The sequence below is a fragment of the uncultured Butyricimonas sp. genome, assembly GCF_959596855.1.
GTDB lineage: Bacteria > Bacteroidota > Bacteroidia > Bacteroidales > Marinifilaceae > Butyricimonas > Butyricimonas muris.
On record NZ_CAUFYA010000034.1, the window covers coordinates 52,472 to 58,940 of the forward strand.

Annotated in this window: 7 protein-coding genes; all 7 read right to left on the reverse strand. The window is 37.7% G+C overall.

Annotated features, from left to right (window positions below; all coding sequences use genetic code 11):
- The gene (fabD, locus tag Q5866_RS14425; protein WP_186977558.1) at nt 1-930 is read right to left on the reverse strand and encodes an ACP S-malonyltransferase; all 930 of its coding nucleotides are present in this window, start codon (nt 928-930) and stop codon (nt 1-3) included.
- 7 nt (nt 931-937) lie between these two features.
- Nucleotides 938-1,975 (reverse strand): ketoacyl-ACP synthase III, encoded by a 1,038-nt coding sequence (locus Q5866_RS14430; protein ID WP_255469578.1) that lies wholly within the window; start codon nt 1,973-1,975, stop codon nt 938-940.
- A gap of 26 nt (nt 1,976-2,001) precedes the next feature.
- On the reverse strand, nt 2,002-2,736 hold the full coding sequence (locus Q5866_RS14435) for an SDR family NAD(P)-dependent oxidoreductase (RefSeq protein WP_186977560.1): 735 nt from the start codon (nt 2,734-2,736) through the stop codon (nt 2,002-2,004).
- A gap of 64 nt (nt 2,737-2,800) precedes the next feature.
- Nucleotides 2,801-3,943: a TDP-N-acetylfucosamine:lipid II N-acetylfucosaminyltransferase gene (locus tag Q5866_RS14440; protein WP_186977561.1), complete on the reverse strand. Its 1,143-nt coding sequence runs from the start codon at nt 3,941-3,943 to the stop codon at nt 2,801-2,803.
- A 4-nt stretch (nt 3,944-3,947) separates the two neighbouring features.
- Complete coding sequence (locus Q5866_RS14445) at nt 3,948-5,006, reverse strand: serine hydrolase domain-containing protein (RefSeq protein ID WP_176554840.1); 1,059 nt, start codon at nt 5,004-5,006, stop codon at nt 3,948-3,950.
- Nucleotides 5,007-5,113: 107 nt separating this feature from the next.
- Complete coding sequence (locus tag Q5866_RS14450; RefSeq protein ID WP_099289773.1) at nt 5,114-5,728, reverse strand: GNAT family N-acetyltransferase; 615 nt, start codon at nt 5,726-5,728, stop codon at nt 5,114-5,116.
- On the reverse strand, nt 5,728-6,469 hold a 742-nt coding region (locus Q5866_RS14455; protein ID WP_303180950.1), incomplete at its 5' end, for a hypothetical protein. The genes Q5866_RS14455 and Q5866_RS14450, both read right to left, overlap by 1 nt.

The following is a 6,469-nucleotide window of genomic DNA, read 5'->3' on the forward strand; positions in this document are numbered from 1 at the left end:
TTAATGAATACTTAATGGCTGGTAGGATTCATACAAGGGAAGCGTCCAAATCGAACATACACGCTTATCCGGGTACATACGGGCTACAATTTTTTGCAAAGTATCGTCCGGACCCACTTCATAAAAATCCATTGCCCCCTCTTTTGCCAAGTTATGCACCATTTGAGTCCATAACACGGGATGCGTAATGTGTTCTATCAGATTATCTTTTATCCGTTCGGGTTCCGAATGTAATAGCCCGTCCACACATTGACAAACAGGAACAAAAGGTGTATGAAAAGTTGTTTTATCAATATGTTCTTTTAATTCCAAACGAGCTTCTTTCATATACGGGGTATGAAAACTACCACCGATCATTAATGGAACTGCCTTTTTGGCTCCTTCTGCCATAAAAGCCTTACAAGCTAATCGAATACCTTTTTTTGAACCGGAAATAACAACTTGTCCCGGTCCATTATAATTGGCAAAATAAATCGGCTCTCCGGTTTCATCCCAAATTTCTTTAATCCTTCGGGCTATATATTCATCGGGAAGTCCGATAACTGCCCCCATAGCTGTTTTTACTGTTTCGCAAGCCTTTTGAGCAATCAACGCCCTATGCAATACCAAATTCAATCCATCTTCAAAACTAATAGTGCCGTTTACAACAAGAGCGGCAAACTCTCCCAACGAATGTCCGGCAACCAGATCCGGCTTCAGTTCTTCCTGAGCTAAAGCCAATGCAACTTCATACAAGAAAACTGCAGGTTGTGTATTTCGAGTTTCCATCAACTCCAACTCTGTACCATAAAACATGACATCAGTTATCCTTCTCCCCAACAAATCGTTTGCTCTTTCAAAAATATCTCTAGCTTTAGAAAAACGGTCATACAATTCCTTTCCCATTCCTTCGTGCTGGCATCCTTGCCCCGGAAACATGAAAACTTTCATATAAAAATTATCTCAAATCTTGGTTAATCGGTTTGTAAATATTCGTTTCCGACAGATCACAAGCGGCACTTCCCCATGATAATCCGACACCATAGGCCGCCAACACGACCTTGTGCCACTGACGTGTATCCGGTTTTGTTATTCCATTCGCGTAATCGGTCAACACCAAAGGAACTGTCGTAGGTCCGGTATTCCCATAATTCTTAATATTAAAAGGAGCTTTTTCTTGATCAAGTTTCATCTTCTTCTTCATAAAATCCAATGTAAACTTAGTCGCTTGATGCAAAGCGTAAAAATCTACTTCATCCTTATCCCATTCCATAAATTCCAGCATCGTTTTAATACTTTTGGTACCACACGATACTATAAACGCGAAAACATCATCCCCTTTATTGGCATTCTTACTATAATCCAATTTCCCCACGTTATCCGGCCAATGACGGAAACCACCATTAACATTTATCACGGTTTTGGCTCCCGCTCCATTGGAACATAAATGGAAACCGATTGAAGAATTACCTTCTGAAATTAACGTTGCCGAACCGCAATCGCCAAAAACCATCCTTGCCCCGAGATTACTCGGATTCAATATCTTTGTATTCGTATCTCCGGCCATTAGCAACACGTTTTTACATGCCCCGGAATGAATCATGGATGCCGCTTGAAATAAGCCATACAAATATCCGGAACACCCGTAGGATATGTCAAAGCAAATGGTTTCCTGCGATAATCCGAGTTTATGCTGTAGAACCACAGAGGTAGCCGGATATAAATAATCAAAGGTTTGAGAAACAAACACAACTCCATCAATTATATCCCGATCGATTTTTTCATTTTTTATCAAAAGTTCGGCGGCTTCAAAGCATAAGTCCGAGGTCGTTTGATTCTGTCCCGCCACGTGCACCCGGACAACACCCGTCGTTTTCTTTACATTATCAATCTCCTTCTCCTCGTACTCGCCTTTCAAGGAATCCATTTCAAACGTCTTCTCCGGAAGACAAGTTGCCACAGCCTTGATCTTTACATTCTTTATCAATACTTTCATTACACTATATATTTACATGTAAGTAATTAACTAATTGCCTGTCCTCCGTCAATAATCAAGTCGGTACCGGTAATCCATCTACCGGCATCGGAAAGTAAATAGATACATCCATAAGCAATATCATCAGGAGTTCCAAAACCTAACGGAATCATAGCAGCCTGTTTGGCCATATCCTCTTCGGAGAAATTACTCTCAGATTTTGTACGAATAATACCCGGATGAATACAATTTACACGTATACTTTTAACTCCGCATTCCAAAGCCATTACTTTCGCAAAAGAATTTATCGCACCTTTAGAAGCCGAATACAGCGAATTTCCTTTATAAGGCTTTAACGAAGCCACCGATGAAATAAATATAACTGATGCACCTTTATTAATCTTGTTTTGACGCAGTAAATATTGAAGCAAAGTGATATTAGAAAAAGTGTTTGTTTTAAATACCTCTTCTACGCCGGCTCGTGAATTATATTTTACAGGTGACGTTTTTACCATTCCTGCACACAAAACAACTCCATCAAGCGGGGGAAGAGAAGACACTAATGCAACAATCTCTTTTTCATCAGATAAATCACAAATAAACTTTAATTTATTATCACCCTCCAGTGCTTGATAAACATTATTCAAACGATCTTCATTCCGTCCTATGACAATGGAAGAGCACCCCGCTTCAGAACAGCGCAAAGCAATTTGTTTCCCAATACCGGAAGAAGCCCCAGTGACCAGTACGGTCTTAGTATTCAACAAAAATTCCGAATTCATTTTTTATTTTTTTAATATCAATTTACACGAATGAACCGCTTATATCTTTCATTCAATTCATCAACTACTCATTAAAAAAAGACGGCATAAATTGATCATAAAGGATTCTATTTTTGATACTACATTCTTTATTATGTTTCTGTTCTTCTACCGTTAACGGTTTTAAATCCTTCATCGAGTGCAAATCATTCTCAAACGAAAAAAGGATATAACCCTTCTCTTTGTAATACTGCAAAAGATTATTATTTTCTCGTAGAAAAACTTTTACACCATTGCGAAGTAAAGTAGATATATTGCCAGAAGCTTCTTGCCTCCTTGCCCCAAATACAGCAACCTCCACGGAAGTAATCAATGCAAAATATTCATCCCGCGGCATATATTCAAATATCGGTTGAAATTGACTGGCAAATAACTTCTTTCCTATTTTTAAAACGTGATTTCTTACTCGAGGGCTGCCATAAGAAAGTGGTACTATTTTTTTATAACTATTTTTTGCATCCAAACTAGCTATTTTATTCATTATAGTACAATGATTTCCTGTATTAGAAGCTTGATGATTAATCATTATCGTTCTCGAGCTTCTGGCAGGCAAGTTTTCTCCATGCCCCGGTTCCTCTTGTCCGGTATAAGCCGCATATGCAAAAAATTTATATTTTATATCAGTATGAAAATAAGATTGTAATAATTCATAATCTTTATAATTCCAAAAACAAAAGTAATCTACCATAGGTAAAAACTTTTTCAATAGATCTGCGAATACCTTTTTCCCATACCATATCCGTTTTACGAAATAACTATATCGATTCGAAGAATAATAGGTTTGTAACAAAAATGGATTTACACCCCCATCCACGAGTTTATATTTCCCTAATTGCCCTAACGCAAAATAAAGTTCATATCCCCAAAAAATCCAATAAACTTTAAATTCACCATGTTTCTTTAAATATTGAAGACAATCCACGAAACTTGGTTTTATGCCATGTATAATAATTTTATCAATATGATGTTCAATACACAATTGATGAACTTTAGGAAAATCCTCTTCCTCCAAGGGAATACCCAGTAAACGTTCATCGTCTTGTAACATTTGAAAATCCTTTTTTTCCTTATTTACGATAAACAGATTTTGTCCCGGGTAATACTTCTCGAATACTTTCAGGCTATTATTTATAAAATTACCATCAAAACACAAATGTAATATACCCATATATTTAGTTCTTCCTTATAAAATTATCGTATAAACAATTTATCACTCTCTTGTGAAGATCTTGATAACCATCCGCGGATTCCGAAATACAGCCATTCGTAATAACGACAAAACCATATTTTTTCTCCGGTTGGAAGATCATCGCACTAAATAACCCATAAGCTCCACCGGTTTGCCCGCACAATATTTCTCCGGAAATAAGTCCTTTATATTCCCTAAATGAAAGAGCATACCCGGATTCCGGTGTAACCACCTGTCGTATAAGCTTCTCACTTTTTTTGGTAATAATCCGACTATTATTATCCCTGCCTCTTTGGATATGCATAATCATATACTTCGCCAAATCTTCAGCCGATATTTTCATACCACCGGTCGGGGATAAAAGAGGAGTATAGGAAGCCAACCTGTAATTATTCAAATAATCTTTATATGATTTATACGCTTCAGGCATCAAATTGAAACGTTTTGTGCTTGCATTATATTTATACAATGGGACAAGTAAATTACTATCTAATTGCTCCACGTTAAAACTACAATTAAGATTTAACGGCCCTGTTACATACTTTTCTATATAGACATCAAATCGTTCTCCGGATATTTTCTCAATAATGGCTCCTAACAAGTTATAATTGTAATTACAATACTGATATCCCTCTCCCGGGGCATAATCATTATAGCACGATTGATAATTTTTCCCTTTTCGGGGGCTTATGTGATCAAAAGAATGGTATCCCTGACTATCGTTTATACTCGAACGATGGGATAATAACATTTTTACAGTTATCGGGATTTCCGGGTACTTCGGATTGGACACCTTGAAATTCAAATAACGATTTATATCATCATTCAACGCTAACTGACCTTTTTCGATCAACTGAAAAATAGCCGTAGCCACAAACGTTTTTGAGATTGAGGCAATTCTAAAGATATACCCGTTTCGTAACGGTTCTTTACCATTTCCATTGGACGTATCAATTGACTTATAACCCAAAGATTCATTATACACGATTTGCCCTTTATCCACCACAACAACAGACAAACCGATAGCGTGTAATTCTTCCATGATTTTTTTTAGCTCGGTTTGCACCTTGGTATCCTTGTCCGTGGCAATAAAATGATTCCCCCAAAAACCAAGCCAAAATATCAATAAAAAACTTCCGATGAAATGCATTACTTGTTTCTCAACCGTTTTCTTACAATTTCTATCTGCCGTGCAAAAGCTCTCAAACTATATTGTCCTTCCTCCAACAAACGGTAGTAATCTTCGCGTAATAAAGAAAACATGAATTGGTCATGATAAGTTCCGTTTTTATACACGGCCTGCCTTTTTATACCTTCTAATTGAAACCCACAGGCTTCGATCATGATTCTGGATGTTTTATGTTCCGCGAGGCAGGCTGCAGTAAAACGATTCATGTTCAAGTGATCAAATACCAATTCTCGAATAAGTCTCCCTACCTCATGTCTTATTTCTCCGTCCCGGTATTGCTTATCTCCAATAACAACCCCACCCCCGTGAGCACATCGACTCACGTAATCAATATCATTAACGGATGTATAACCTACCATCCGACGACTTTCATCATTCAGACAAACAGACAGATAAATCTCTTTGGTGTTATTCATCATCTTTTGTCTAACCCACTCTCTCTCCATTTCTAAAGAAACATACCGAAAATTACCGGAAAGAAGTTTCTGCATTTCCGGATCATTTCTCCATTGATTTATTAAAATATAATCTTCGGGCTCGAATCCCCTTAAAAATATTTTATTCTCTTCCATCATTAATTATTTATTACATTCAAAATACGCTCCATGTCACAACTGCCATACCGCTGGTCAATCGGCAAAGGCAATATATCATCAGCCAAACGACACTCCAACGCATCGGAAGCACACCATTGAAACACATTCGGCCAATAAGTGGCTACATATATTTTATCAGCTATCAACTTCTTTCTTATATCAGCACCTTCCCTCATGCGATAAGGATATACCATGGGACAGAAAAAGGGTATGTTCAAATCCAATAGATTGGAAGTACCTAAATATTTATGCAAATACGCGAAGTTCTTCAGTCTGCGCTCTCTAACCTGAATAAAATCAATGTTTGAAAGTAATGCACGAGTCAACAAAGACATTTCCCTCACAGGTTGCATCACAAGTTGGCCACTGTTTGCTCTAAAATCAATATACCCGTCTGACGCCGGTTCATCATAGCGTCTTAAAAGATGTCCGCATCGACAATAAGATTTATCCAACTCGTAAACTTGCCTCTCCAATGGCAAATCTTCATAAGCAATACCCCCATCAGGTATTCCGACAAACTTCCGGGGACTATACAGGGTTGATACACCTTTGATAACCTCCGCATACAAAGCCTGAGCATTATCCACGACCAGTTGACTCCCGTATTGTTCTGAAAGATAATGGACATACCTATCTTTCACGCCGAAATAATTTGTATAAAGAATATATTCCCCCTGTTGCAATTCTATTAACTTCTGAAGTTCCAGTTGCTCGTCA

Coding starts and splice junctions, on each gene's coding strand:
- Q5866_RS14450 (WP_099289773.1), bottom strand. CDS start 5,728: ATGATGGAAGAGAATAAAATATTTTTAAGGGGATTCGAGCCCGAAGAT.
- Q5866_RS14440 (WP_186977561.1), bottom strand. CDS start 3,943: ATGGGTATATTACATTTGTGTTTTGATGGTAATTTTATAAATAATAGC.
- Q5866_RS14445 (WP_176554840.1), bottom strand. CDS start 5,006: ATGGAAGAATTACACGCTATCGGTTTGTCTGTTGTTGTGGTGGATAAA.
- Q5866_RS14430 (WP_255469578.1), bottom strand. CDS start 1,975: ATGAAAGTATTGATAAAGAATGTAAAGATCAAGGCTGTGGCAACTTGT.
- fabD (WP_186977558.1), bottom strand. CDS start 930: ATGAAAGTTTTCATGTTTCCGGGGCAAGGATGCCAGCACGAAGGAATG.
- Q5866_RS14435 (WP_186977560.1), bottom strand. CDS start 2,736: ATGAATTCGGAATTTTTGTTGAATACTAAGACCGTACTGGTCACTGGG.